The following is a 25961-nucleotide window of genomic DNA, read 5'->3' on the forward strand; positions in this document are numbered from 1 at the left end:
CTTATTAGTCCGATGCCAGCGCCTAACCCGCCTGCGCACCTCTAACGCAGGACCGATCGTCCTGCGCCGGAGGTCTGCAATGGCCGACAACCTTTCATCTAACTGATATATTCTCTGCCTGTGTCGATAATTCCTCTTTTAACAGACAAATTTTCTCAGAATCCCCTATCGTGATGCCCTTATGGGCTAAATTGCCCATTAAGCCATACGCTTGATTAGCTCGGGAACTTGTCTTATGGCTTCCTCCAGCTTGGACGGATCTTTCCCTCCCGCCTGAGCCATGTCGGGACGGCCGCCTCCGCCTCCGCCGCAGATCGCCGCCGCTTCCTTGACAATCTTGCCGGCGTGGTAGCCTTTCCCCACCAGATCAGGAGTTACGGCTGCGACAAGATTCACCTTGCCGTCTACAGCCGCGCCCAGCACGATAATACCGGATTCCAGTTTCGTCTTCAATTCATCAACGATTGTCCGTAGAGAATCCATATCCCCTGCATCCACTCTAGAGGCCAATACAGGCACACCATCGACCTCCTGCAGCCGATCCGTCAAACTGCCCGCCTCAAGGTGGCTCAGCTTGCCGCGCAGGGACTCTATCTCCTTATTCAGCTCACGAACCTGGCCGAGCATGGAGTCGATCCTGCGGGGGACATCGCTAATCCCCGACTTCAGCATCGCTGCGGATTGTCTAAGAAGATCAAGCTGCTGCTCCAAATATTCATAAGCATAACGGCCGGTTACCGCCTCTACCCGGCGTACACCGGACCCTATTCCGCTTTCGCTCACAATCTTGAACAACCCGATTTCCGCCGTGCTCCCTACGTGGCAGCCTCCGCACAGCTCAATGCTGTAATCCCCGATCCGGACGACCCGCACAATGTCGCCATACTTCTCTCCGAATAGAGCCATAGCCCCCATCGCTTTAGCTTCCGCGATCGGCATGAGGGAGATGTCCAGGCCGGTCCGGTTCCATATTTGCCGGTTAACCCGAACCTCGATGTCCTGCAGTTCCTCAGGGCTGATTCCGCCAAAATGGGAGAAGTCGAAGCGCAGACGTTCCGGAGCGACCAGGGAGCCGGCCTGATTGACATGCTCGCCGAGCACATCCTTCAAAGCTTGGTGCAGCAGGTGGGTCGCTGTGTGATTCTTAATGATATCATCGCGCTTGATCCGGTCTACGACAGCTTCTACCGTATCCCCGGCGCGCAGAGTTCCTTGCTCCACCTTGACCGTCATAACATGCTGTCCATGCGGGGCTTTGCTTACGTCCTCGACCTTGGCCTTCGCCTGTGCTCCCGTCAGCATTCCCGTGTCGCTAATCTGTCCCCCTGACTCGGCATAGAATGGCGTCCGGTCCAGAACGACCTGACAGATATCGCCTTCGTTTGCCTCTTCCGCCATTTGCCCTTCTCTTACGATCGCAATCACTTTAGCAGTTGTTACCAACTCATTATAACCAACAAACTCGCTTTTATCCGTGAAATCGGCCAGTGGACCGCCTTGAACCTTCATGCTGTCGTTGTCCTGACGGGCAGCCCGTGCCCGCTCCCGCTGAGCCTCCATCGCCTGCTCGAATCCTTCGCGGTCGACATCCAATCCGTGCTCCTGAGCGAAGTCCTCGGTCAAATCGAGCGGGAAGCCGTAAGTATCGTACAGCTTGAACGCATCCGCACCGCCAATCCGGCCCGATCCGTCCTGCTTGGCCTTGTCGGCCAGACCGGCAAGAATCGCCAGACCGTCGGATAACGTTTCGTGGAACCGCTCTTCCTCCGTACGAATGACTTTGTCTATGAACTCGGCCTTGTCCGTCACTTCGTTGTAATACACGCCCATGACCTTCCCGACAACGGGCACAAGACGGTAGAGGAAAGGCTGATTGATTCTCAGTACTTTACCATAACGGACTGCGCGGCGCAGCAGCCTGCGGATAACATAACCCCGGCCCTCGTTGGAAGGCAGGACACCATCCCCGACAGCGAACACGACCGTCCGAATGTGATCCGCTATCACCTTCAGTGCAACATCCTGTTCCTCGTTATCCTTATAACGGACGCCGGCAATCTCGCTGATTTGCTCGATGATCGGCACGAACAGGTCGGTGTCAAAATTGGAATCGACATTTTGCAGGATGGAAGCGAACCGCTCCAATCCGGCGCCGGTATCGATATTTTTATTCGGCAGAGGAGTGTAGCTGCCGTCCTTATTGTGATTGAACTGGGAGAATACAAGGTTCCATACTTCCAGGAAGCGCTCATTCTCTCCGCCGGGCCAGCATTCCGGGTCGCTGAGATCGCCGTAAGCATCGCCGCGGTCGTAGAAAATCTCGGTACATGGACCGCAAGGGCCTTCTCCTATATCCCAGAAATTGTCCTCTACCTTGTAAATCCGTTCTTCCGGCAAGCCGATTTTATTCTTCCACAGATCGAAAGCTTCCTGGTCCTCCGGATATACGGTTACGGATAGACGTTCCGGGTCAAAGCCTATCCACTTGGGATCGGTCAGAAACTCCCATGCCCACGTTATCGCTTCTACCTTAAAATAATCGCCTATCGAGAAGTTCCCCAGCATCTCAAAAAACGTATGGTGTCTGCGGGTCTTGCCCACATTTTCGATATCGTTCGTGCGGATACATTTCTGCGCATTCGCTATCCGCGGATTCTCCGGCTTCACACGGCCGTCGAAATAAGGCTTGAGCGGGGCCATCCCGGCGTTAATCCACAGCAAGGATGGATCGTTATGGGGAACGAGCGGGGAGCTCGGTTCGATTTTATGTCCTTTCTCCGCAAAAAAATCAAGCCATTTTTGACGAATTTCACTAGCTTTCATCCATACCTTCCTCCATTATCAATATATCAATATTAAAAAACTCCGTTGGGGTCCGTTCCGGTTAGGGCGAACAATGGGAAAATCAAATTTTCCACCGCTTCTGATGATGCCGCTTGACGAACTGGCGACGCTTTTCCGACTTGGATGTTTAACTGGATTTTATACAGCTAGATTGCTCCTCTGGAGCAAAAGACGGAAACTAAGTGGAAAAACTACAGCTAGTTTGTGCAAAAAAGGCGTTTTCGGCCAAAAACCTCGATTCTAAATGCAGTTTTTCCATTTACTTTAATCGCTTTCCACCATTCGCTTGAAATTACCTGCATAAATTACAGTTAATCGTCTTTACCAACTTCATGATTCAATACACTTATACTTTCTAATGCGGTAAAACAAAAAACGCCCCTTCATTCAGGGACGATTCTAATCGCGGTACCACCCTGGTTATTGCCTTGCGGACATGATCGTCCCCATGCAATCTCCTCTAGTGAGATGTAACGGGTCTCCCCGGTGGTGTTTATCCACACTCCGAAAACAGCATCCGTCATTCTTCATCCCGGAGGTTCTCGCAGCCTGTCCTTCGACAGGAACCTCTTCTCTGAGGGAGGGCTATGACTTCTTGGAATTCATCCTCGCTTTATCCGCTATTTAACTATTACTTATGCCCCAAATTATAGCGGTTATTCCGTGCCCATGTCAACATTTGTCATGGCCCGGTCTCTTCGATCCGTATGCGTCCATTCCCTGCCGGTTCTTATTGGCATAGATCCTAACCGGTAGGCTTGCGGTGAACATAATAAATGAAAATATGCTGAACGATCACCTTCATGACCGCGAAGAACGGCACGGCCAGAATGAGCCCGATAATTCCCGCCAGCTCTCCCCCTACCAGCAGTGCAAAAATAATCGTTAGCGGATGCATATGCAGGGTCCGCCCAACCACTTGGGGTGAGACTACATTTCCCTCCAAAATTTGAACGAGAGTGTTTACGATAATGACATACAACACCATTTTCCAGGAAACGGTAGCCGCCATAATGATGGCCGGGGCAGCTCCGAAGAACGGCCCCAGATAAGGAATAATATTGAATATACTGACCAGACTGGCCATAAGCAAAGGATAGGGCATATCGATCAGCCAGTAGCCGATATAGGCCAGCAGCCCTACAATTACACAAACAATAAACTGCCCGCGAATATAATTGCCCAATGCTTGGTCAATATCACGTAGCAGCTTGACCGTTGGCTTCCGGTATGATTTGGGAACGATGGTGATGACTCCTCTTTCGATTAATTTAAAGTCCTTCAATATATAGAATGCGATGAACGGAACGATAAAAGCTATAAACAGCGTATTTATCGTGCTGCCGATCCGGTCTATGTAATCCGAAATAGCGGTTGAAATCCCCTTCTCCCATCGCTCTATCGAATTATAAATTCCTTCGCGGATACTGTCGGGCAACAGCGGGTGATCGTTTAAAGTGATCATCAGACTTTCCGCCTGCATCGTCATCTGTGGAATATGCTCGTTTAACTCCGCCAATTGGGTCACAAAGACCGGAATCAAATTAAGCATAATGACGCTGAGCGAAGTGATGAACACCGCATAAATCAACAGAACCGCTACCGTCCGCGGAACCTTCCTCTGATTAAGCAGCGTGACGATCGGGTTCAGAACATAAGAAATAATCAAGGCAATAATAAAAGGGGCCAAAATAGTGCTAATCAGTCTATATCCCCAAACAATAATAGGCCGGACCAATATAAGCATATACAGAATCAACAATCCGGCAAGCACGAACAAAAAAAATCCGAACCATTTATTTTTGTAAAAAGGCTCCACCCGTTCTCACCCCGTTTCATCCGTTTCTCCAAAAACGGACTAGCTCCTACAATAGTATATGTAGCAGTCAGGCAATTTAACCCGGGTAGAGAGCTTAAACCCTGCCATGCAAAAGCATCCGGCTTTTCAGGAAACAGAAACCTCGGTTCCGTTTCGTAAAAAACCGGATGCATGATACGGCTCAGCAAACAAAATTAATTAGCATGAATTTCTTGCGGAGCAGGCTCTTCAAAAAACAAATCATCCAAAGAACTAAGTGTACCGTCTTCTTCCACCTGATATACGGACATCTTGTCTCCATTCACCGTCAGCTCAATGAAGCAGCCCCAGCAATAGAACTGGTGCGAACCGATTTTCCCTATATCCTTGGAGTTGCAATTAGGACATCGCAGCATCTCTTTCACCCTATTCCTCGTATAAAATATCTTCCAACGAATCTTTACAGCTTACAGGGACCATGATAACATCTTGTCCCATCGTTGCTTGCTCAGGAGCGGGCAGCCATTTGCGGCCGTCCTTGACATCGGCCAGGAAGCCTTCCGATAATTCAAATCCTATTATTCTTTTATCCATATTTTGAGAAAAATAAACATCCTCCACCCGTCCCAATTGCTGCCCGTTAACCGTCAGAAGAGGCAAGCCCATAATTTGCCCCGATCCCGTGAGCAGAACCCATGCTCCGGTGATGTCCTCCTCCGAGCGGATCACAGCTTCATCAGTCACGGTAACGGCGTCTTCCCCGAAAGAGTTGATATCTTCCCATAAGATGAACCTTGGGCTCGAGAACCAGGACTTGTTATCGAGCAGGATCGCCTGCACCTGCCATTCGGAATCGATCCATAAATCCTTAACGGATCCAAGCTGTTTTCCGGTCCGCACATCAATAACGGGCAGACCCAGCATATCTTTAGCTCTGCGCAAAAGACTTGTCTCTCCTTTCGACCGATCAAATTGCCAAATTCAATAATAAGGCTGCATGTCCTTACAAAATTGTTTGTCAATTGGGCCATGCTTATTCTGACCGTGCAAAAAGAGGACAAACCCGGGTATAGAGCTGCCCCAAGGCGGTGCTTCAATCATCACTCTAAACGGCTGAAGGCCGACCTTGGGACGTATGTCAGGTTCAAGGCTAACTGTTATTATTACGGATTCTGTTAACGATGGTTGCAGTTATGGAGGCGGCCCGTTCGATGTCTTCGATTGTGTTGCCGGGCCCGAAGCTGAAACGAACTGCCGATTGGGTAACCGGAGAGGGAAGCTTCATCGCTTGCAGGACATGGGAGATCTCCAGAGCTCCCGAATTGCAGGCGGAACCGCTGGCCGCAGCGATCCCTTCCAAATCGAGGTTCATTAGAAGGGTTTCGGTCGAAACTCCCGGGAAACTGACATTGAGAATATGAGGCAGTGTCAAGTTCGGATGGCCATTAACAATAAAGCCATCGGAACCAAGTTCTCTGGTCAAGCCTTCGATCATTGTTCGGCGGAATGCCGTCATCTGCGCCTGCTTCTGCTCCAGGGCCGAGACGGCTCTGACTGCCGCTGCGGCGAAGCCGACAGCTCCCGCAACATTTTCGGTTCCCGCGCGGCGTTTACGTTCCTGCAGCCCTCCATAGGATTGGGGAGCGAGCCGCACTCGGGGAGAACAGTATAATCCTCCGATGCCTTTGGGGCCTTCGATTTTGTGTGCGGAGAAGCTGACCAAATCTACGGGAAGCTCCGAAAGATTAAGCTTTTCCAGTCCGAGCGCCTGGACGGCATCGGTATGGAACACTATTCCATGCTGCCGGGCTATTTCGCCAATCTCGCGGATCGGCTGCAGCGTACCCACCTCGTTATTTCCGTACATGACACTGATCAATGCGGTGTCGGGTCTTATCGAACGTTCAACGTCCTCCACGCGCACTCTTCCCGTTGCATCAACCGGAAGGTAGGTCACTTCGCAGCCATGCTGTTCCAAATGCCGGCAGGCATGAAGTACGGCATGATGCTCTATCTCGCTCGAGATGATATGACGCTTGCCCTTCGCGGCTGCTACAGTGCCGAGGACAGCCAAATTATCGCTCTCTGTCCCTCCGCTCGTCCATATCCATTGGTTGGCTTCACAGCCTAGCATCGAAGCGATCCTTTCTCTCGCATCGTTCAAGGCCCAATGGGCTTCACGCCCGAAGGAGTGGACACTGGAGGCATTCCCGAATATATCCGTCAAATATGGCATCATAGCTTCCAGCACTTCGGGATGCAAGGGGGTCGTGGCTGCATGATCGAGATAAATACGTTTCATCGTCTTCTCCTAAACATGGGATGTGTTCTCTCTGCGAGTCATGTGGAATACGGGGCGCTGCCAGGCTCGGAGCCGGGGAGCAGCTATCCAAATGTTGGATGAAGAGGCCAAGGAGTATGTTATAACACCGGATTCGGGCAAATCTCATGGACCGCCGGGCCAAACATCGGCAGTCGACGGCAAGGCACTAAATGTAGAACATATAGCTGTCGCTCCTGCCCTCGTCTTTAAAAGTTATCAGGGATGCCAAGGTAGTGGAATCCAATACCTCCGCAATACTGTCACGGATGCGAATCCATAGGTCTCGCTTGGCCGGATCGTCTTCCTCGGTGAAATCAACGGGACTGATCGGGCCTTCAAGAACACGAATAATGTCTCCCGAAGTAATCTCCTCGGCAGGCTTGGATAAGATATAACCGCCGTAAGCTCCGCGCACGCTCTTAACCAGACCGGCGTTGCGCAGGGGAGCTATCAGTTGTTCCAAATAATGCTCCGATAATTGATGCTTCTCTGCAATGCTTTTTAAGGAAGTGGGGCCTTCACCGTAACGATTGGCCAATTCCATCATAATAGTCAGCCCGTAGCGTCCTTTAGTCGAGATCTTCAAATCAGCACCTCATTTGTATCGTATTGCGACTTGTAATTCAAGGCGAATTATTGTTATCAAGCTTAACCAAAATAAAGACAATTCATGCTAAAATGGATGGCAAAAGTCGGATAAAAACCGATATGACCGCCATCTTTCTGTAGATCTTGAGTATCATATTCTACATTAACTATATGTTAACACAGAATTGCTTCTACGGGAATGAAAACCATGACTTTTTCATGAAAATTATAAAGGTTCTTATTTTCACAATAGCGGTTATCAGGCTAAAATGTGTTACAATAATACAGCAGTCAGTAAAACAAAGCGAGGGATTAAATCAATGGACAAGCCGATTGAAAAGACGAGAGTCGTCCTTGGAATGTCTGGAGGAGTCGACTCATCAGTAGCCGCCCTTCTTCTGAAGGAGCAGGGGTACGAAGTGATCGGCATCTTCATGAAAAACTGGGACGATACCGACGAATTCGGGTATTGTACGGCGGAAGAGGACGCCGAAGACGTGCGCAAAGTATGCGCCCAAATCGGCATACCTTGCTATACCGTTAATTTCGAGAAGCAATATTACGATAAAGTGTTTTCTTATTTCCTGGATGAATACCGCAAAGGGAGAACCCCTAATCCGGATGTTATGTGTAACCGGGAAATCAAGTTTGGCGAGTTTTTACAGAAAGCGTTGGAACTCGGAGCCGATTATATCGCTACCGGGCATTATGCTCGGGTCGATTTCCATGAAGGAAAATATCGTCTCCTCCGCGGCCTTGATGCCAACAAGGATCAAACCTACTTCCTCAACGCTTTGAACCAGTATCAGCTATCCAAAGCGATGTTTCCAATCGGACATTTGCCTAAACCGAAAGTCAGGGAGTTGGCCGCAGCGGCAGGACTCGCCACCGCCAAGAAGAAGGATAGCACGGGGGTTTGCTTTATTGGAGAAAGAAATTTCAAGGAATTTCTGAGTCATTACCTGCCGGCCCAATCCGGAGATATCCTTACGCTGGACGGGGAATACAAAGGTAAGCATGACGGGCTCATGTACTATACCCTCGGCCAACGCCAGGGCCTGGGGATTGGCGGGTCCGGCACCGGGGAACCGTGGTTTGTCGCGGACAAGGATCTGAACCGCAATATTCTGTACGTCGTTCAGGGCGACACTCACCCGCGGCTATACTCCACCGCGCTTGAAGCTACGGATGTGAGCTGGATCGATGGCCAGCCGCCTGTAGGAACGCTCCGCTGCACCGCCAAATTCCGCTACCGGCAGCAGGATCAGGGGGTAAGAGTAAGCATGACGGGAGAAGGCACCTGCCGGGTCGAATTCGACCAGCCGCAGAAAGCCGTTACCCCCGGACAAGCCGTAGTATTCTATGACGGAGAGCTATGCTTGGGCGGCGGCATTATCGACCGCACGGAACGGATGGATGAACCGGAAACGGATCTCGTTTAGGGCTGATGGCCTGATTTTATGCCAGACAAGGATAAAAGGCTATCGCCGCCCTTTGGACAGGTGCGTTTACCGGTGAAATATTAAGAAGGTATAAGGTGAAACTTATACCTTCTTAAACAAAAAGCAGCGGATTCGGTGCTTCACCGTTTCCGCTGCTTTTTTTATTGAACTTATTTCTCCTTGTTTCCGTTTTGTTCGCGTTGCTCGTGGTATTTCGAATGATTAGGCGGGGTCACGGATTCCGTCTGACCCGAAAACTCCGCCTTCCGCTCGGGCGCCCCGCTTTCTTCTTGTCGATCTTCCGGGGCGATCCCGTCTGGAGAAGGAGAAGCCTCCGATGCCGAATGAGTCCCCTTACTGCCTCCGGCCTCGCTTTCGTCCGCTTTCCTTGAAGGACGTTCTCCTTCCGGTTCCGCAAAATCATCCTCTTCCCCGGGCTTCATGGCGATAAACAGATTTTTGACATCTTCTGTTTTAGCCTTGGACACCAGTACGTATAGTATATCTCCTCCGCATAACCGGGTAGTTCCCCTTGGAGTGATCATCTTCTCCCCGCGGATCACCGCCGTTATCAAAGTATCCTCCGGCAGGGCCAGGTTCCGGATTTCCGAACCGACGACATTCGCCTGGTCTTCGATTTGCACTTCGATAATTTCCGTATTCGTCTTACCGATTGAGACCAGTTCCAAGCTGTGGGGGACAGTCGGCTTCTTGTCTCCCGTCAGGCCGAGCCAATTGGCCAAGGGAGTAATGGTCCAGCCCTGGATAAGGGCGGAGGTCAATACGATGAAGAATACCATATTAAAATATAAATACCCGTTTTCCATCCCGGCCAGCAGCGGATAAGTCGCCAGTACAATCGGCACCGCTCCCCGGAGTCCGCACCAGGAAATCAATATTTTTTCCTTAAAGGAGAACTTCATGAATATCATGCTGAGGAAAACACCGACCGGTCTCGCTACGAACATCAATAGAGCGGATAAGGCCAAGCCCTGCCATGCAATGCCGATCAACTCCGACGGAAAGACAAGAAGTCCCATCAGAATAAACATGGATATCTGCATCATCCAGGCGAAGCCTTCATTAAACCGGAAAATCGAGTGGCGGTAGGTCAAATCCGAATTTCCGACCAGAACTCCCATCACGTATACCGCAAGAAGCCCGCTTCCGTTGATCAAATCCGTCGTGCTGTAAGTAAATATAGCGAAGGCAACGGACAAGACCGGATATAATCCGGAGGAATCCAAATTAATTTTGTTGATGCACCAAACGGCAACCTTCCCCAGCAGCAGCCCCATGAGCAAGCCTACGCCCATCTGCCAGAACAAATTGACCAGCAGAATCCAGAAATTGGAGTCCGGCGATTGATAAAGCTGAATAAGCGATACGGTAAGAAATACCGCCATCGGATCGTTCGTGCCCGACTCTGCCTCCAGTGTTGAGGACAGCTTCTGTTTGATGTTGCGAGTGCCGAGGGCGGCAAAAACGGCAGCCGCATCCGTAGATCCGACAATAGCTCCAAGCAGCATTCCTTCGATCAAATCCAAATCGAGAATCAGAATGGCGAAAGCGCCGAAGACGATCGTTGTTAAGAAGACGCCGAAGGTGGCCAATGACAAGGAAGGGACCAGCACCCTGCGCATATTGCTCCACTTCGTTTGGAGCCCTCCCTCGAACAGGATCACGATCAGGGCCAGAACTCCGAATAGCTGAGTAACCGCGGCATTATCAAAGTAAATAAACTTATTGATGACCATTCCGACGACAAAGAACAAAACCAGCGAAGGCAGCCCGAATCGTGCGGAAAATTTGGTAGTGATGACCCCTATTAGTAACAGGATGGCAACCAGTAAAATCGCATTGTCTGTCGATAACAAATGAATATCACCTTCTCGCTAGCATCTCGTTCCCGTTTAACGGTCTTTCCTGATTGTTTACCAAGAACGGCAAAAATATTGTCATCGTTAAAGTACTTTTATGTACGCCTTGTTTTCCCTATGTTTGTATGACAAGGCGCGGCTCCCCCTTAGAATGATGCGCCGACCTTATTTTGCCCCACTCTTTATTATAAGCTTACTTGGGCGGATTGTCATTGTTACCGGCCCAAAAAAAAGCAAAAAAACCTAAAATACATCCTTTTCAAAGGAATGTCTTTCGGTTTTTTCGTTTTTCTGGTTTATCCTCATTTTTTCTTCCATTCCCTGTTCGTCGGCTATAAAAAATGGCTGCTCTTTGAGTGCGTCGGGAAAATGCTGTCGTTGCACATAATGATTAGGTTCTTTTACAAGGCATAGCCCACCACTTCATTCAGATCTAAAAGTCGATTGTATTTTAGACCCTTAATTTCTCCTTATGATTAACGACTTTTGACTAATAACTCGATTGCCTCTTGAACAAGTTTACCGCCCAGTGTTTCTTGGAAATGAAAAATGCCCCCGCAAGGAGGCATTACTTTCTGTTTTCTTTGTCGTAATATCGAGCATAAATTTTTGATTCGGTTCCTGAATTTTGCGGGAAGTAAAACTTTTCGTTCTGAATTTCAGGCGGCAAGTACTGCATTTTGGAGTTGGGATTATCAATCGGGTTTATATAGCTTCTAGAGCCGTCTCTGATGTTTTCCGGAACAGGATAAGCACGATGATTTCTAACCGTCTGAAATGCGCTTGCAAGCCCTTTATAAACACTATTGGACTTAGGACTCTCCGTAATGTAAACCGTGGCGTGAGCAAGCGCTAAACGTCCCTCGGGCATCCCGACAAATTCAACCGCTTGCTGCGCCGCTATCGCTATTTGTAAAGCATTTGGATTTGCCATTCCGACGTCTTCTGATGCATGAACAACAAGTCTTCGGGCAATGTATAACGGATCTACACCAGAGTCCAGCATACGGGCAAGCCAATAAAGAGCCGAATCCGTTTGGGAACCGCGCAAAGATTTGCAAAAAGCAGATACAATATCATAAAAATCCGTAGTTGTTATGGAATTCACTCTGGAATCGTATGCCTCACGAATATGCTGTAGTTCAATAAGATTTCCTTCGTAAAGGGAGTAAGCAGCCATTTCCAGTGCATTAAAAGCGCTCCGCACATCCCCATTACACACATCGGCCAAATACTCCAAAGCTTCGTCCGTAATCTCAAATTTGTTTTCCAAACCTCTATTGCTTTTCAGCGCACGAACAATGATTTCTTTCAAATCATTGTGGTCTAATGCCTTTAAGGTAAAAGTACGGCATCTGGAAACCAGCGGCGGAATTAAATCGTGAGCAATGGATTCGGTGGTCAGTCCGATCAGAATGATAGTCCCGTCTTCTACATGTGGAAGCAATGCCATTTGCACATTACTTTTCATAGCGTGAATTTCATCTATCATTACAATGGTTTTTTGACCGTACATTTTTAAATTGTCTTTAGCGGTACTTATGGCTTCACGAAGTTCTGCAACGGTTAAGGAAACCGCATTTAAACGTACGAAATTGGCTTTTGTGGACTGAGAGATAATATAAGCAAGACTTGTCTTACCGCTACTTGGAGGACCCTGTAAAATCATACTTGTGATTTTGTCGGTTTCAATAATCTTCCGCAGGACTTTACCTGGCGCTAAGATATGGGACTGACCAAAATATTCATCAAGCGTCTGAGGGCGCATACGTTCGGCAAGTGGCTGGTGGTCTGTTGTTGGATTTAGGTCAAATAAGTCCAATGTGATTTCACCCTTACAGTTAAAAATAATTTCGAGCGCACATTATGGCGCTGCTTGGCGAAAGCCTACGGCCCTCGCTTGGTGGTAGATCGTCATAGCTTATGAGGCCATTCACAATCGGCGCCGGAAAGGCGAACTATGCGTTGCATAGTGAAAGCCTACGTCCCTCGTGTGGTGCTATGCATACTGGCCTTAGGCAAAAGAAGCAAAAGCGCATCCTTCTTCTCTTAAATCGCCTATTGTAGTGGGCAAGCCTGCAAAAATACATGAATTTCTGTTCATGACAGGCATTTTCTTCAATTTGATGCTCAAAAGCATGTATTTTCGCAGCAATTTTTGCCAACGAACCAGCAACCTGTTCAAAAGATGCAAAGTTGCAGGTTTTCCTACCAAAAGCTGTCACGACCAAGGATAAACGGCTGTTACCGACCTTTGGACAGGCGCACCGATGAAATATAAGAACAGGGATAAGGTCAAACTTATACGCTTAAATGTTGAAAAAAGAACATGCCGCCGGTTACCGGTCGACATGCTCTATTATACCATATTATTTGCCGGTGACCGTCCCTGTCCCCCCGGCTCGGGCCCAACGAGCCGAGCGGCCAAGCCCGGTAAGAGGGGCGCTTTAACTTTAGCACAGAGCGTCGCTCTCCCCCTCCTGCAGCAATCTCAAAGACCGGCTGACTTAAGCAGATCACGCACGGCCACGCTTACCATAATTAATCCCGCCACCGGCGGAACGAACGCGTTGCTGGCCGGCGGCTGTTTAGCTTTGCGGATTTCGGGCGCATTCTCCGGTACGATCTGCTTCGTAACATCTTCCCTCGGCCTTACCGGTTCTTCGGTGGAGAAGACCACCTTAACCCCCTTGGTAATCCCTTCTTTCCTCAGCTTCTGGCGAATGACCCGGGCCATCGGGTCCATCGTTGTCTTCGAGATGTCCGCCACCTGAAAGCGGGTCGGATCCATTTTGTTCGCCGCTCCCATACTGGAAATAAGCGGGATTTTACGCTGCAGGCACTGCTTGATCAGATGAATCTTATAGCTGATCGTATCGGAAGCGTCAATGACATAATCTAGCGGATACTCGAACAGCTTCTCGTATGTTTCCTCAGTGTAGAACATCTGCAGCGCTACGGCATCGCAATCCGGATTGATATCCCGGATTCTTTCCTTCATCAGCTCCGTCTTCTGACGGCCGACGGTCGACAGCAGCGCATGCAGCTGCCGGTTGACATTCGTTATATCGACAACATCCTTGTCGATCATAACGATGCGGCCAACGCCGGTGCGGGCCAAGGCTTCTACCGCGAAAGAGCCGACGCCGCCGACGCCGAGCACAGCTACGGTGCTTCTTTTCATCACGTCCAGCCCTTCCGGGCCAATGGCGAGCTCCGTCCTCGAAAATTGATTCAGCATTGCTTTTCCTCCTTTTGACAGGCTTAATCAGACAGTTTTATTGGGAGGAGGAAGGCTGCTTCACCGCAACTCGAATGGAGAGCTGCTCCAATTGCTGGCTGTCCACCTCGCCGGGAGCGTCCATCAGCAGACAAGTGGCGCTTGCCGTCTTAGGGAATGCAATCGTTTCGCGAAGATTGGAGCGTCCGGCCAACAGCATAACCAGACGGTCCAGCCCGAATGCAATTCCTCCGTGCGGTGGAGTACCGTACTCAAAGGCTTCCAGCAAATAGCCGAACTTATCCCAAGCCTCTTCCTTGGAAAAGCCGAGAGCAGCGAACATTTTCTCTTGGATATCGCGCTTGTAGATCCTCATTGATCCGCCGCCTACTTCGTATCCGTTCAAGACCAGGTCATAGGCCTGTGCCCGAATTTTGCCCGGATCGGTATCGAAGTAATGAATATCCTCTTCCTTCGGCCGTGTGAACGGGTGATGCTCAGCGACATAGCGCTTCTCTTCTTCGTCGTAGCCAAGCAATGGGAAATCGACGATCCAGGCAAATTTGAACTGGCTCTCATCAATGAGCCCCAAATCCTTGCCCAGCTTCAGGCGCAGATTGCCGAGCACATCCGCAACCACCTTAGGCTTATCTGCCGAGAATACGAGCAGGTCTCCTTCTTCCACCTGCAGACGCTCGGTGAGGGCCGCTTTCTCTTCCTCGGTAAAAAATTTAACGATCGGTCCTTTCCAGTCGCCGTCCTTCACCTGAATCCAGGCAAGCCCTTTGCCACCGTAACGTGCGGCGAACGGCTGCAGATCGTCCAGCTCTTTACGGCTCCAGGAGGCGCACCCTTTGGCATTCAGCGCCTTGACCTGACCGCCGTTGCCGACCACCGTCGAGAACACTTTGACGCCGCTGCCCGCCACAATATCGGACACCTCGACCAGCTCCAGGCCGAAGCGCAGGTCCGGCTTGTCGGAACCGTATTTGCCCATAGCATCGGCATAAGTCAATCTTTGGAACGGACGCGGAATGTCTACTCCGATCGTTTCCTTAAACAGCTTCGCCATCAGCTCCTCCATCAGCTCCTGAAGCTGCTCCGGAGACAGGAAGGAAGTCTCGATGTCCACCTGGGTAAATTCCGGCTGGCGGTCCGCGCGCAGATCTTCATCCCGGAAGCATCGCGCGATTTGATAATAGCGCTCCAGCCCCCCGACCATCAGCAGCTGCTTGAAAATCTGCGGAGATTGGGGCAAGGCGAAAAATTCTCCCGGATGTACGCGGCTCGGCACGAGATAGTCGCGCGCACCTTCCGGCGTGCTTCTTGTTAAGATCGGCGTTTCCACTTCGACGAATTCCTTCTCGTCCAGGAAATCGCGGAAAATTTTGGCCGCTTTGGAGCGCAGCATGAGCGTCCGCTGCATTTCCGGGCGGCGCAGGTCGAGATAACGATATTTCAAGCGCAGCGCCTCGTCGATTTCGATGCCGTCCTCGATGAAGAACGGAGGATTCTTGGCCGCGTTTAAAATTTCAATCTCCGACACCTGAACCTCGATTTCACCGGTAGCCAGGTTCGCGTTCTTCGTCTCTTCCGCCCGTTCGACCACCTTGCCGCGAACGGCCAGAACATACTCGTTGCGCGCCCGGTCTGCGATCTCCAGCGCTTCTCCGGAAAAGTCCGGGTTGAACACGATCTGCACAATACCTGTCCGGTCACGAAGGTCGATGAACAATACCCCGCCCAGGTCCCGTCTTCTTTGGACCCATCCGTTTAATTGAACGGTCTCTCCTACGTGAGCTTTGCCAAGCTGACCACAATGATGCGTTTTTAACATGGACATATCTTTCTTTCCTCCTCTAAAAGTATGGGGATTTCATCGTTCTTCTCTTCACTCGAAACCTAAATGTATTCCTGTTTATCGCAGCCAAACTATGCGAATTTTTAACCGAGGGCCGATTTCAGGAAGGACAGCAGCTCGCCAAGCGGTACGGACTGCTGTTCCCCCGTAGCCATTTCCTTCAACGCTATGACGCCCTGCTCCAGCTCATCCTCGCCCAGAATCGCCACATAGCGGGCCTGCGAGCGATCTGCCGCCTTCAACTGCGCCTTCATCTTCCGCTGCAAATAATCCTTCTCGGCAGCTATCCCGGCCGAACGAAGCTCGAACAACAGCTTCACCGCTTCACGCTCCGCCCGGTCTCCCATCGGCACCAGATAAACGTCGATCGGCTGTGCGCCGGGAACGTCCGCCTGCTGGGATTCCAGTACGAGCAGAGTTCTCTCAAGGCCTAGCCCGAGGCCGACACCCGGCTGATCCTGACCGCCTATCTCTCCGACGAGCCCGTTATAGCGTCCGCCCCCGCCGATCGTATCGATGGCTCCGATGCCTTCCGCCTTATACTCGAAAGCGGTGTGAGTATAGTAATCGAGGCCGCGGACAAGCCGCGGGTTGATCCGATACGGAATATTCATGGCGGACAGGCTCTGCTTGACGGCCTCAAAGTGTGCCGCGCATTCCTCGTCCAGGTGATCGATCAGCTCGGGAGCCCCGGCGAACCGATGCTGGTCGACTTTGCAGTCCAGCACGCGAAGGGGATTCTTCTCCATCCGGTTCTGGCAGTCTTTACACAGCTCGCTGCGCATCGGCTCAAGGAAGTTCAGGAGCGTCTGACGGAACCGGGCCCGAATTTCCGGGGTACCCACGGAATTGATCTCAACCGTCACGTCGCGAATGCCAACTTCCTTGTAGAAGCTGTAGCCCAGCGCGATGACCTCCGCATCCAGAGCAGGATCGGTCGAGCCGAACGCTTCCACGCCGAACTGGTGGAGCTGGCGGTAACGACCCGCCTGCGGCTGCTCGTAGCGGAACATCGGCCCGATATAATACAGCTTGGTAACGTCCGGTTCCGCGTAGAGCTTGTTCTCCGCGTAGGCTCTCACAACGCCCGCCGTCCCTTCGGGCCGAAGCGCTATATGACGGCCGCCTTTGTCGAGGAAAGTATACATCTCCTTCTCCACGATATCGGTCGTCTCGCCAACGCCGCGCTGAAACAGCTCCGTATGCTCGAAAATCGGCGTGCGGATTTCTTTATAATGATAGCGGCGACACAAATCTCTTGCTTTCGCTTCGATGTACTGCCACTTTTCCACAATGCCGGGCAGCAAATCCTGTGTGCCTTTCGGCTTCTGAAAACTCATTTCGCTTCCTCCTTCTGCATTTCATATAGAGACTCGGGCAGTGCGGATCGGGACACATCGGGCATTCCGCAAGGATAAACGGCTATCGCCGTCCTTAGGACGGGCGCGTTTACCGATGAAATATAAGAACAGGTATAGATGAAAACTTATACTTTCTTATATTTACAAAAAATCCCCCGTCTCCGGCCATAACAGCCAGGGACGAGGGATTATATACAAATCACCCGTGGTACCACCCACATTCGGGGCATTCTTCCCTTACCGTCAAGTAAGAGGAACGAAAGCTCCGCACTTCTCCGGTTAACGCCCGACTACGCGAAGCCGCTACTTCCACCCGCATCTTCATGCTGTGGGGGTCACGGCCCGTCCTCCGGGAGGTTATTCATTCAATCATCCTCAGGAAGCTTGCAGCCATCGGCTTCCCTCTCTGCAGAGGTGGGGTTGAATTACTGGGTCCCTTCAACGGATTTCGATATTCTCCAGTGATAAAGTCCTTAGTTGCGGTAGGCGCCGATCACCGGAGGGTCGTAAGATTTAGTATTGATTGTAATGCGCCGGCTTAGGATTGTCAAGTCATCCCAGAACGGATGTGTCATCTTGGAACAAATGACCCTTCTTAGAAGACTCCGAATCCCCTGAGCTGTGGAAAACTGCGGAATAGAAAAACCGGCCAAAAAGAAAAGAACCTGCGGCATCGGCTGCAGGTTGAATTAGTTATATATGTTACAAAAGGGGTCAGTTCTAAGTATAGACATTTATTATTACAAAGGCATGAACCTAACATTACAGTTTGATTACATCTATCGGACCTATGCCTGTTAGAAGACAGATCGCTGTGATGAAACGCCTCAACGCGCACCGAATAGGCGCGCGTTGAGCAAAGAATAATGCCTCGAGCTCTAAAACTTCACACCGACTATCCGTTCCAGAGTATCCTTAAGCATCATGAACGTCTCTCCATTGGTCAATTGTCCCTGATCCTTAATCATGTCTATCGTCGACTGCTTCAGCAGCCCCTTGTCGATCAGCTCGCTCTGAGCCTGCTCCTTCGGAACATCCAGCTCCACTGCTTTAGCTATCGTATAGCAAGCTTGCTCCAGAGTTAACGGCTGCTTGGCTGCTTCTTCCATACCTGCGATAGCAGCAGATGCATCTCCTTTGAACGAATTCGGATATACCCGCTTGGCTATATTCCATTGATTAACCAATCTCTGCGGATTGGATGTGTCATCGAGACGGAAATCGTTATTGTAGCCCCCGTTGGCAATACCCAGATAGACAGCTACCTTCAATCCCGGATAGGCAGGATGCTCCATGTAAGGATGTACCTTCGGAGTATATGGCTTGACATCCATCCCCTTGCTGTTGATGAGATCCTGAAGCTTCTTGATCTCTTCCTTGGATTCAGCCAGCTCCCGGAAGGTCATCTCTCCATCCATGGCAATTTTGACGGCTGCCCCGGCCGCTTCACCGGTTGCCATCCCGGTCGGAATGACCCGGGCGCTTCCATGCGGAAGCGTATCGAAGCTTGCGGAACGGCCAACCACCAGCAGATTATCTACCTTCTGGGGAACAATGCTGCGGAAAGGAATGGCGTATTTCGGCGGATCAAGAACGACCGCACCGTCATCCGCCGGACTTGTGCGCTGAATATCAACGGCATAGGAACCGAAAGCAATGCGGTCCCAATGATCGCGGTTTTCCAGCAAGTCCAGTATCGTCAGACGGTACATTCCTTTCATGTGCCGGCTTTCTCTCACATAAAGCTCCGGCGCGGTATCGAGAAATTCTACATTGGCAAACTCCGGATACAGCTCCTTCATATGCTCCACTACATGCGGAATTTCTTCCTTGGCCAGCACGAAGGCTTCTTCCCGCGATTTGGGATCGAACGGATCCACCCCGAAAATTTGCAGAGCATTAATCAGAATAGTGCCGTCGTTCTGGCGGCCTATATTTAATCCGCGCATCTTCATCCGTTCTTTATTGACTGCCGGGTACTTCTGCATCTCGACATAGCCCCAGGCCGACATGTCCGTAGCACCGGTATTTGGATCGTTGTCATTGCTGAGCCGTTTGCGGACCTGCTTCCAAACCTCATCGTCCACATTCCCCAGACGAAAGACGAGAGTAACGGCCATCTTGGACTTCATATCGCCCAAATCTTCCCGGCCAATCGTGAACGGAACTCCCGCGGCAGCGGCAAAATCGCCATCCTGAGTCGCATCGATGACCGCTCTGGCCTTAATTTGCTGGACGGTTCCGTCCTCACGCGTAAGCGATATCCCCTCTACAACCATGTGATCCTCTTGGCCTTTGGCGAGAATCGGTTCAATCGCCCGCGCCTTCAGATGCACATCGAGGTTCTTCTCTCCCTGAACTATTTTATTAAAAGCGTTAGCCGCCGTAGTGACGTCGAACGAATCCCCCTCGACCTTTTCATACCATTCCGAGAAAATCCCTTTGTTCAGAACCGGCATCTTGGCACCGGGGACGATCGATTTATTCTCCACGTCATAATTCATATCAATACTATTGAGCCAGCCAAGGGTCATCAAACCGCCCAGTATTTCGCGGTCATGACCGTCCACCATAAGCGTTCGCAGCCCATTGCGGGAAGCGGAAACCGCCGCCGCGATTCCTTCCGGATCGGTTCCTACCACGATCACGTCATAATCATCCGCAGGCTGTGCAACAACCTCCACCTTCTCCAGCTCCTGCGGCTTGTTCCCTGCTGTAAAGCGGATACCGCCGCCGTACTTTTCCATATAATAAATCCAGCTGCTTCCCGCCGCAAGCAGGATAATAGCAGTGGCCATCAGTAAAATCCATTTATTCTTCACTGTAGACCCCCCATATATTAATCTATTAAGGATGAACGAATGTCAAATTCCCGCTTCGGACAAGTACGCCTGATTCAGCAGCTTTATTTTTTTGTCCACGTATTCCTTGTAATTTTGAATGTAAGCGGCAGGCTCTTTCGGGTTGGGAAAACGTTCAATCTTCTGCTGGGTATCCTCTTCCGTTCCCGGGTAAACGATTTTGCTTACCGCACCGCAGCCAAGTCCGAGAATCGTTTGCCGTTCTTCCATCATCACAATGTTATACAGGCTTTCCCTTCCTTCCAGGGAGTAACCGACATTTTCCAAATTGCCCAATATATTTTTCTGGCGATACAGATAGTAGGGCTGGTAACCGTTCCGCTCGGTCCAATCCGCAGCCATCTGCATCATTTCGGCGATTTCATCCCGTTCAGCTACTTCATAGTCACTGCGGTTTTTGGTCATTTTGGATGCCCGCTTAAAGGAAAGGGTATGGACCGTCAGCGATTCGGGCATCAGCTTGGCGGTTTCGTCCAGCGTTTGCTGAAACTGCTCTATCCCTTCATTAGGCAGGCCGATAATCAAGTCCATATTGATATTATTCATGCCCATTTGACGGGCCAGCTTAAATTTCTCCAATGTTTCGGTTACCGTATGGTGGCGGCCGATGGTATCCAGCGTCGCTTGCGTGAAGCTCTGCGGGTTAATGCTGATCCGGTCCACCTTCCACTTTTGCAAGACCTCAATCTTCTCCGGGGTAATCGTATCCGGACGTCCGGCTTCAACCGTCAGCTCCCGAACCTTGTCCAATCCGGGGAATGATTGTTGAATCGTCTGGAACAAGGCGTCCATCTCATCCGCCTCGATACTCGTCGGTGTTCCGCCGCCCCAATAAATCGTCGTAATGCCCAGACCGGCTTGCTGAAGCCATCGGCCCATCTCGCGGATTTCATAATGCAGCCCTTCCAGAAAACCTTGAACAGACCCGTTGTTTCCCCGAATATCATAAGCCGGAAACGTGCAATAGGCACATTTGGTGGGACAGAACGGTATTCCTATGTAGATACTTATCTCTTTATCCAGCCGGAACAGATCGGGAATGACCTTCAGCTGCCGCTCTGCCACATCCGCAAGCAGCTTCACCTTGGGTTCGGTGATCAAATACTGCTCTCTCAATATTTGCTTACAGGTTTCTATATCCTGTTTATTCATCATGTTGTGCATTAATTTGGTCGGGCGGACCCCCGTGAGAATTCCCCATGGCTGCTCCAGCCCGGTGGCATCCTGCAGCACCTGAAGCAGGGAATAGAGAATCGCCCGCTTCACTATCCCTCGCTCTTCCTCTCCGGAATCGGGAATGGGCATCGTATGCTCATGTGACCAAGCTTCTCCCCCATCTGCCGCCGATAAATCCGTCTTCACATAGATATCACGGGTGTCTTCCTTCTTCCGCATTTCTATGACCGCTTGCCACTCCGCATCCTTCTCCTGCGGCTCCCACTGAACATTGGGCTGTTCAAAAAACAAGCGGGTAATATGATAAATTTCAGTCGAAAAATCATCGAATCCAATCCGATGAATCGCAATATTTAACAAGTGCGCACCTCCGAGGTGTATTTCCGTAAGCATGATTAGCCTATTGTAGAGTGTAACATAAGATGCCCGCCGAATAAAACATTTCTGGCAGATTTAGTGCGGCCGTAGGAACCCGCGGATTCCTTCATGCATCCTCCGTCTATATTAATTGAATCCTTCCTCCCAGACACAAAAAAAGGACAGACTGAGTGTCCGTCCGTGGCTATTATGTTATCTCATTATAATCGCTAGCGAATGATTTTGCGCGGAACTCTCTTCATCGCGTCCCGTTCGGATTCGAAGCTGTGCTTGCCCTCCGTTGACCCGTCAAGGGTCAGGGAAGCGATCGCTTCATGGTAAGAGGCCGGAGCAGAAATTTGCTGGGAAAGCAGGACGGTTTCCTCCTTGACGGATCGGTGCACGTCTACATCTCCTTTATGCCAAGGTGTCTAGCGGCTATTATTTCCCTCCGCGGAAACTAATAATCTGCCAAAAAGAGGAGCCTCTTCCCCTGACTATACACCTTCTGCTTGTCCCGAACTTTAGCCTGACCGAGGCCCGTCTGCGCACGGCAATCGAACCTTGTTCTCGTTATTTGCTCTCCAGAATAAGAGTAACCGGCCCCCAATTCACCAGCCGAACATCCATCATTTCGCCGAACCGCCCAGTCGCAACGGTTAGTCCCCGTTCTCTCAACAGCTCGTTAAACCGGTGGTACAGCGGTTCTGCCAGTTCCGGCCTCGCCGCCGCCATGAAATTGGGCCGCTTGCCCTTGCGGCAATCTCCATATAGAGTAAATTGCGAAACCGACAAGATTTGACCCCCTATCTCTTGAACAGACAGGTTCATCTTGCCGCCGTCATCCTCAAATATTCTCAAACCGGCCACTTTATCCGCCAAGTAGCGGGCATCCTCTTCCGTATCCTCGTGGGTGACCCCGACCAGCAGCACGAGCCCCTGCTCGATGCTCCCCGTCAGGCTTCCGTTAATGGTCACACTCGCTTCTTTACTGCGTTGTACTACAATCCTCAACCCTATCCCTCGTTTCCAGTCAATACCGTCTTATGACTGCATGATTCTTTGCACGGAATAGACGTCCTGAATTCGTTTAATCTTCTCGACGACAGAATGGAGATGATCGATATTGCGGATCAGGATCGTCATATGAATCAACGCCATCTTGTTCTTGTCCGAACGGCCGGAGACGGCGGACATCATCGTCTTGCTCTCCGACACGGCCTGCAGCACTTCATTGAGCAAGCCCGGCCGGTCATGTCCTGTTATCTCGATTTCGACACTGTAATTCGCTTCTATCGAATCCGCCCATTCAATCTCAATAATCCGGTTGCCTTCCTCACCGTCCGGTGCCGGAATATTGCTGCAGTCCGAACGATGCACCGACACTCCGCGGCCGCGCGTAATATAGCCGACGATATCGTCTCCCGGAACGGGATTGCAGCAGCGGGCGAAGCGGACCAGCAGGTTGTCCACTCCTTTGACCCGGACTCCATGGGTGGGACGGCTCTTCTTCTCCGGAGCGGACTTCACTTCCTTGACTTCGTTAGTCAGCTGCAGCGGAGGGATCTCTTCCTTGCGAAGCTTCTCCGTCAGCCGGGTAACAATCTGCGCGGCGGTAATTCCCCCGAAGCCGATCGCGGACAGCATATCCTCTATATCGTTAAAATTAAACTTGGATGCGACCTCCTGCAGCTTGTCATCCGTCATCCATTGGGCCGGATCGATGGCCAGGCGCTTTAACTCCCGTTCGATGGCTTCCCGGCCTTTAATGATGTTCTCTTCCCGCTTCTCCTTCTTGAACCACTGCTTGATCTTGCTCTTCGTATGAGAGGATTGAGCAATCTTGAGCCAATCCTGGCTGGGGCCGTACGAATGCTTGGAGGTCAGAATTTCAACGATATCGCCGTTGTTCAGCTTGTAATCCAGCGGGACGATCCGTCCGTTGATCTTGGCCCCGATCGTCCGGTTCCCGACCTCCGTATGAATTCTGTACGCGAAGTCAAGCGGTACCGAGCCCGCCGGAAGCTCAATGACCTCACCCTTGGGCGTGAACACGAAGACCAGATCGGTAAAGAAGTCCATCTTCAACGACTCCATGAACTCCGAAGCATCCCGCGTTTCGTTCTGCAGCTCGAGAATTTCACGGAACCAGTTCATCTTCTTGCTGAAGCTGCCGGACGGAACCGCCGAGCCTTCCTTATACGCCCAGTGGGCGGCGATACCATATTCGGAAGTGCGATGCATTTCCCAGGTCCGAATCTGCACTTCCAGCGGCTCCCCCTTGGGTCCGATCACGGTCGTATGCAGGGATTGGTACATGTTGGCCTTGGGCATGGCAATGTAGTCCTTAAACCTGCCGGGCATAGGCTTCCATAAAGTATGAATAATCCCGAGGGTGGCGTAGCAGTCCTTGATATTGTCCACAATCACCCGAATGGCCAGCAGATCATAAATTTCATTGAACTGCTTGCCTCTCGAGGTCATCTTCTTATAAATGCTGTAGATATGCTTGGGCCGGCCCGATATGTCGCTTTCGATCCCCATTTCGGACACTTTTTCCTTTATTTTCACAATAACATCCTGAATATATTGCTCCCGCTCGGTTCTCTTCTTCTGCATCAGATTTGCAATCCGGTAGTACTGCTGAGGATTTAGATAACGGAGAGCGATATCCTCCATCTCCCATTTGATCGCAGATATCCCTAACCGGTGGGCAATCGGGCAGAAAATTTCCAGAGTCTCATCGGCAATCCGGCGCTGGGCTTCTTCCGATTGAAACTTAAGAGTCCGCATGTTATGAAGCCTGTCCGCCAGTTTGATAAGAATGACCCGAATATCCTGAGCCATCGCGACGAACATCTTCCGATAATTCTCATTCTGCTGCTCCTGCTTCGATTTAAATTGGATTTTCTCCAGCTTCGTCAAGCCGTCCACCAGCATCGCGCAGGTATCCCCGAACCGTTCGCGCAGCATGTCTAAAGAAACGCTGGTATCTTCCACAACGTCATGCAGCAGAGCAGCGATGATCGAGGTGGCATCCATCTGCATTTTAACCACTATTTCGGCTACTGCGACCGGATGCAGAATATAAGGCTCTCCCGATTTTCTTACCTGACCGTGATGAGCCTGTTCGGCAAACAGATAGGCCTCTTGTATCTTGTTCAGGTCGCTCTCTTTTAAATAGGTTGATGCCTTCTCAAGTAACAGCTCGATCCCCATTCCTAAATCCTTTCCGTTTGATCATTTTTATTCATTATGAACCTCAACAGGGCATCCCGTCAAGAAACGTGTCGAATCGTCCCGTTTTTCATGTCGAGCCATTCCCAAAGCGTACCGCAGACTCCCCGTTGGGCGAATCTGAATTGGGTTCCCGCCATCTATAATTTGTAGTATTATGGGTGGGAGTCATTGGAAAAACGGCTTATCTTCGGTAATAAAATGTGCAATAAATCCCTTTGCTCGCTTTGATCGGAAATCAAGGTAGCAGCAACGGGCTCTCAAATGATATTTAGGAAGGAAGGTTGTCTTATGGTCAAATGGTTGGCTCTTCTGGAAGACCGTTATCATCCTGCGGAACGATCCCGTCACAGCCTCGAGGCTATATCCCGTTCTATCGAATATGATTTGGAAATTTTGACTCGGGCGGAGGAGTTCCCGTGGGACCGTCTCAAATCTTATGACGGAATTGTGATTGGCCGCGATGCCCTGCTCGTGGAGAACGGCGTGCGGACGGACAAGCTCTGGTGTCCGGAAGGACGCCAGCAGGAGCTTGCCGATTACGTTGCGGCAGGCGGAGGCTTGATTGCCATCCATTCCGGGCTGGCTCAATATCCGAAGGAGGGAACGTACCGCAAGCTGGTCAAGGGGACGTTTACCCATCATCCGCCGGGCACCCGCAAGCTGCTCGTTAAATCCTCTCCATCCGCTAACCATCCGGTAACGGCCGGAGTCAGTGATTGGGAGATAAATGACGAGCAATATTTTATCGATATGGATGGAGACCCCCTGATTTTGGCGGAGCTTATCTCAGAGGAAGGGGAAGCGGCTCCCGCCGCCTGGGCTCATCGCCACGGACAAGGCAAGGTCTGTGTCCTGACCCCCGGCCATACTGCGGAGACATGGGCTCATCCGACGATGGGCCGCCTTATCGCCAATGCTATGAAGTGGGCCGGCCAGCAAGAAACATAAGCGGGATTTAACCGGATAAAAAAAGCCCCTAACGGAGCCTCTTCGAAGACGAATAACCCGGT

At 50.8% G+C, this 25961-nt stretch carries 18 protein-coding genes; 2 read left to right on the forward strand and 16 right to left on the reverse strand.

Annotated elements, in window-relative coordinates; all coding sequences use genetic code 11:
- Positions 1–198: 198 nt before the first annotated feature.
- From alaS to cymR, 6 genes are all read right to left on the reverse strand, one after another.
- Positions 199–2823 carry an alanine--tRNA ligase gene (gene alaS / locus ACTHRH_RS01635; protein WP_440413756.1) on the reverse strand — a complete coding sequence of 875 codons (2625 nt, stop codon included), beginning with the start codon at positions 2821–2823 and terminating at the stop codon, positions 199–201.
- A gap of 766 nt (positions 2824–3589) precedes the next feature.
- Positions 3590–4663 (reverse strand): AI-2E family transporter, encoded by a 1074-nt coding sequence (locus ACTHRH_RS01640; protein ID WP_186328325.1) that lies wholly within the window; start codon positions 4661–4663, stop codon positions 3590–3592.
- A gap of 194 nt (positions 4664–4857) precedes the next feature.
- A complete protein-coding gene (locus ACTHRH_RS01645; protein WP_144936112.1) occupies positions 4858–5058 on the reverse strand; it encodes a hypothetical protein in 201 nt (66 codons plus the stop codon).
- A 10-nt stretch (positions 5059–5068) separates the two neighbouring features.
- Entirely contained in the window at positions 5069–5584 is a 516-nt protein-coding gene (locus tag ACTHRH_RS01650; RefSeq protein ID WP_379290079.1) for a PRC-barrel domain-containing protein, read from the reverse strand.
- Positions 5585–5792: 208 nt separating this feature from the next.
- Positions 5793–6944: a cysteine desulfurase family protein gene (locus ACTHRH_RS01655; protein ID WP_144936080.1), complete on the reverse strand. Its 1152-nt coding sequence runs from the start codon at positions 6942–6944 to the stop codon at positions 5793–5795.
- 187 nt (positions 6945–7131) lie between these two features.
- Positions 7132–7551, reverse strand: coding sequence for a cysteine metabolism transcriptional regulator CymR (cymR, locus tag ACTHRH_RS01660; protein ID WP_144936077.1), 420 nt, complete (start codon positions 7549–7551; stop codon positions 7132–7134).
- A gap of 271 nt (positions 7552–7822) precedes the next feature.
- Here cymR and mnmA point away from each other — a divergent pair, with 271 nt between their 5' ends.
- Positions 7823–8995 (forward strand): tRNA 2-thiouridine(34) synthase MnmA, encoded by a 1173-nt coding sequence (mnmA, locus tag ACTHRH_RS01665; RefSeq protein ID WP_144936074.1) that lies wholly within the window; start codon positions 7823–7825, stop codon positions 8993–8995.
- 170 nt (positions 8996–9165) lie between these two features.
- Here the strand turns inward: mnmA and ACTHRH_RS01670 are convergent, their stop codons facing one another.
- From ACTHRH_RS01670 to ACTHRH_RS01715, 10 genes are all read right to left on the reverse strand, one after another.
- Entirely contained in the window at positions 9166–10872 is a 1707-nt protein-coding gene (locus ACTHRH_RS01670; RefSeq protein WP_440413760.1) for a potassium/proton antiporter, read from the reverse strand.
- Between the two features lie 571 nt (positions 10873–11443).
- Complete coding sequence (locus ACTHRH_RS01675; RefSeq protein ID WP_144936069.1) at positions 11444–12697, reverse strand: replication-associated recombination protein A; 1254 nt, start codon at positions 12695–12697, stop codon at positions 11444–11446.
- Positions 12698–13366: 669 nt separating this feature from the next.
- Positions 13367–14116 (reverse strand): tRNA threonylcarbamoyladenosine dehydratase, encoded by a 750-nt coding sequence (locus tag ACTHRH_RS01680; protein WP_144936066.1) that lies wholly within the window; start codon positions 14114–14116, stop codon positions 13367–13369.
- Positions 14117–14153: 37 nt separating this feature from the next.
- Positions 14154–15932, reverse strand: coding sequence for an aspartate--tRNA ligase (aspS, locus tag ACTHRH_RS01685; RefSeq protein ID WP_440413850.1), 1779 nt, complete (start codon positions 15930–15932; stop codon positions 14154–14156).
- A 107-nt stretch (positions 15933–16039) separates the two neighbouring features.
- On the reverse strand, positions 16040–17296 hold the full coding sequence (gene hisS / locus ACTHRH_RS01690) for a histidine--tRNA ligase (RefSeq protein WP_379290083.1): 1257 nt from the start codon (positions 17294–17296) through the stop codon (positions 16040–16042).
- Positions 17297–18195: 899 nt separating this feature from the next.
- Positions 18196–20115, reverse strand: a complete 1920-nt coding sequence (locus ACTHRH_RS01695) for an FAD-dependent oxidoreductase (RefSeq protein WP_144936109.1) — start codon at positions 20113–20115, stop codon at positions 18196–18198.
- 66 nt (positions 20116–20181) lie between these two features.
- Positions 20182–21714: a coproporphyrinogen III oxidase gene (locus tag ACTHRH_RS01700; protein WP_440413763.1), complete on the reverse strand. Its 1533-nt coding sequence runs from the start codon at positions 21712–21714 to the stop codon at positions 20182–20184.
- A gap of 227 nt (positions 21715–21941) precedes the next feature.
- Positions 21942–22115, reverse strand: a complete 174-nt coding sequence (locus ACTHRH_RS01705; protein WP_186328324.1) for a hypothetical protein — start codon at positions 22113–22115, stop codon at positions 21942–21944.
- A gap of 169 nt (positions 22116–22284) precedes the next feature.
- A complete protein-coding gene (gene dtd, locus ACTHRH_RS01710; RefSeq protein ID WP_144936057.1) occupies positions 22285–22725 on the reverse strand; it encodes a D-aminoacyl-tRNA deacylase in 441 nt (146 codons plus the stop codon).
- A gap of 30 nt (positions 22726–22755) precedes the next feature.
- Positions 22756–24930: a RelA/SpoT family protein gene (locus ACTHRH_RS01715; RefSeq protein ID WP_440413766.1), complete on the reverse strand. Its 2175-nt coding sequence runs from the start codon at positions 24928–24930 to the stop codon at positions 22756–22758.
- Between the two features lie 309 nt (positions 24931–25239).
- Between ACTHRH_RS01715 and ACTHRH_RS01720 the strand changes: the two genes are divergently transcribed.
- The gene (locus ACTHRH_RS01720; RefSeq protein ID WP_379290088.1) at positions 25240–25899 is read left to right on the forward strand and encodes a ThuA domain-containing protein; all 660 of its coding nucleotides are present in this window, start codon (positions 25240–25242) and stop codon (positions 25897–25899) included.
- The last annotated feature ends 62 nt before the right edge of the window (positions 25900–25961 follow it).

The sequence above is a fragment of the Paenibacillus sp. SAFN-117 genome (assembly GCF_051966115.1).
Taxonomy (GTDB): Bacteria; Bacillota; Bacilli; order Paenibacillales; family NBRC-103111; genus Paenibacillus_L; species Paenibacillus_L residui.